Source organism: Mycobacteriales bacterium (assembly GCA_036497565.1).
Taxonomy (GTDB): Bacteria; Actinomycetota; Actinomycetes; order Mycobacteriales; family QHCD01; genus DASXJE01.
Window position 1 is genome coordinate 1 of sequence record DASXJE010000225.1, and the last position, 2,871, is coordinate 2,871.

Here is a 2,871-nt window from a genome sequence, read left to right on the forward strand (position 1 = left end):
GTGGCTGCGCAGGCCGAACAGGCCGAGTTCGTCGAGCCACGCGGCGATCGGATTGCGCTTGCCGTGCGTCAACGGGAACGGAGCGCGCAGGCGCAGGGTCGTGCAGCGCGCGGCCTCGTAGTCGTCGCGGACGGCGACCACGCCGAAGTGCAGCGCGGCGGTGGTGACCGCCCGCAGGTTCGCCTCGTCGATGGACGCGTAGCGCAGCGGCTGCCGCTCGACGAAGCTGCCGTCGCCGATCAGGTGACCCAGCAGGACGGCCTTCTCGTCATCCCACACGGTCATCCGGTCGGGCCCGGGCACGTGCCGGGGCACGGCGATGCGGTCGCCCGACGCGAGCTCACCCAGCGGCCGGAAGCCGTCGTACGTGAGGAACGGGTGGTTCGCCGTCGCCCGGACCGTCTTGCCCGACGCCGTCGTGAGTTGGAAGACGCGCTTGCGGCCGGTCGTGAACACGTGCGTGAGGTGCCGACGGACGTAGCGCAGGCCGTCGTCGAGAGACCAGACCGGAACGTCCTTCTCCCCCGACTCGAAGAGTTCGCCCATGGTGGTCTCTGCGCCGGTGTCGGCCCGCAGGATGCGGGTGTCGGCCGTCAGGCACCCGGACTCACGCAGGTCGGAGAGCATCGGCTTCTTGTCGGTGCGCTGCTCGGGCCCGCGGTTGAGCTGGCTGATCGCGATGACGGGGACGTCGAGCTCCTTGGCGAGCAGCTTCAGCGATCGGGAGAATTCGCTGACCTCCTGCTGACGCGACTCCACCCGCTTCCCCGAGGTCATCAGCTGCAGGTAGTCGACGACGACGAGGCGAAGGTCGTGGCGCTGCTTGAGCCGGCGGGCCTTGGCCCGGATCTCCATCATCGTGAGGTTGGGCGAGTCGTCGATGTAGAGCGGAGCGTCGGCGACCTCGCCCATCCGGCGGGCGAGCCGGGCCCAGTCGTCGTCGCTCATGTGACCCGACCGCATGTGGTGCAGCGGCACCTTGGCCTCGGCCGAGAGCAGCCGCATGGTGATCTCGGACTTGCTCATCTCGAGGGAGAAGATCACCGACGCCATGCCGTTGCGGATCGAGCAGGACCGCGCGACGTCGAGCCCGATGGTCGACTTACCCGACGCCGGCCGGCCGGCCACGATCACCATCTGCGACGGGTGCAGGCCGTTGGTGATCTGGTCGAGCTCGGCGAAGCCGGTGGGCACTCCGAGGCTGGCGCCGCCCCGGGTCGCGATGGCGTCGATCTCGTCCATCGTGCCCTGCAGCAGTTGCTCGAGCCGGATGTAGTCCTCGCTGGTACGCCGCTCGGTGACGTCATAGATGGCGGCCTGGGCCCGGTCGACGGCGTCGTCGGCGTCGCCGCCCGATCCGCCGGCGGCGCCGTAACCGAGCTGCACGATGCGGGTCCCGGCCTCCACCAGCCGGCGCAGCACCGCCCGCTCGGCGACGATCTCGGCGTAGTAGCCGGCGTTGGCCGCGGTCGGCACCGACGAGATCAGAGTGTGCAGGTAGGGCGAGCCGCCGACCCGCATCAGCTGGCCGGACCGGGTCAGCTCGGCCGACACGGTCACCGGGTCGGCCGGCTCACCGCGACCGTAGAGGTCGAGGATCACGTCGAAGACGACCTCGTGCGCCGGCCGGTAGAAGTCCGTCCCGCGCAGCACCTCGACCACGTCGGCGATGGCGTCCTTCGACAGCAGCATGCCGCCGAGCACCGACTGCTCTGCCTGGATGTCCTGCGGCGGCTGGCGGTCGTAGTCAGCCGGGGACGGTGCACCCCGGTCGTCGACGACCGCCATCAGCGTGTCCCCCTCCACGTCAGGTCCAGGTCGCGGGTTCCTGCCACTGCACTGTCCTACCGCGAGGTACCGACAAGACCGGGCTGGAGCGGATCGACCAAGACCGCCGACGGTACGGCGCCGCCCGGGGCGGACTCAACAACGGGTGTGCACCGACCTGCGGACAGCCTGTGGACAACTGCCGCCGCGCCTGTGTGGGGCCTGGGGACGACCTGTGGACAGCGCTGCTTCCGGACGGCGGCGCGAAGGCTCTGACCGGCCCGTTCGAGTGCGCACAGGCTGTGGACGGAAGAAAGTCGCGACCATTTTTCCGGCGCTCCCGGGGCGACCCGGTCAGGTATGGAACGCGGCGAGCCGGCCGGCCTCGGCGTCGACCTGCTCGGCGTCGTCGTCGCGGAGCGGCTCGAACGGGGAGACGTCGATGCGGCCCGCGGCGTATCTCCACGTGCCCGCGACCGCGCCGTCGACGGTGAAGGTGCCGACCGACTGCGGCATCTTGGTGTGGAAGACGAGCTTCCGGTACTTCTCCGGCAGGACCGCTGCGCGGCGGGCGTGCGCAAGCAGGACGGCGTCGTACGTCGGCAGGAACCGGACCGGCGCCGGCGTGTCGGGGTCGGGCAGCGGCGCGCGGGGCAGGTCGACGAGCTCCCGACCGTCCTCGTCGCGGAAGCGCCGCAGCGTGAGCTCGTGGAGCACATCGGTCACCGTGCTCACCGGCAGCCCGGCCCAGGTGGCGATGTCCTTGGGCAGTGCCGGGCCGAATGCGGCGAGGTAGCGGCGTACGACGTGGGTGGTCGCCTCGGCGGCGGTGCCGGTGGCCGGGCCGAGCCAGGAGTCGGCGAGGCCGTAGAGGTCGGCCCGGCGACGTTCCCAGGTGCCGGACGGCGGGACCCGGACCAGGTCCAGCCACAGCCCGACGCCGGGCGCGCAGTCCTTCCCGGCGACCCGCTCGACGTCCGCGCGGGTCATCGTTCCGGCGGTCGTGAGATGTTCCCGCACCCGCGCCGCCGCATCCTGCACCTGTGCCTCGGTCACTGGGACCACCGCCAGCCACCAACGCCGCCGCGCCTCCCGGACCGCGAG

The 2,871-nt window shown here is 71.4% G+C and carries 2 protein-coding genes; both read right to left on the reverse strand.

Features of this window, described 5'->3' with window-relative positions:
• Positions 1-1,788, reverse strand: a 1,788-nt coding sequence (locus VGH85_18150) for a replicative DNA helicase (protein HEY2175731.1), incomplete at its 3' end; no start/stop codon positions are given.
• 333 nt (positions 1,789-2,121) lie between these two features.
• A partial coding sequence (locus VGH85_18155) for a crosslink repair DNA glycosylase YcaQ family protein (protein HEY2175732.1) occupies positions 2,122-2,871 on the reverse strand: 750 nt, incomplete at its 5' end.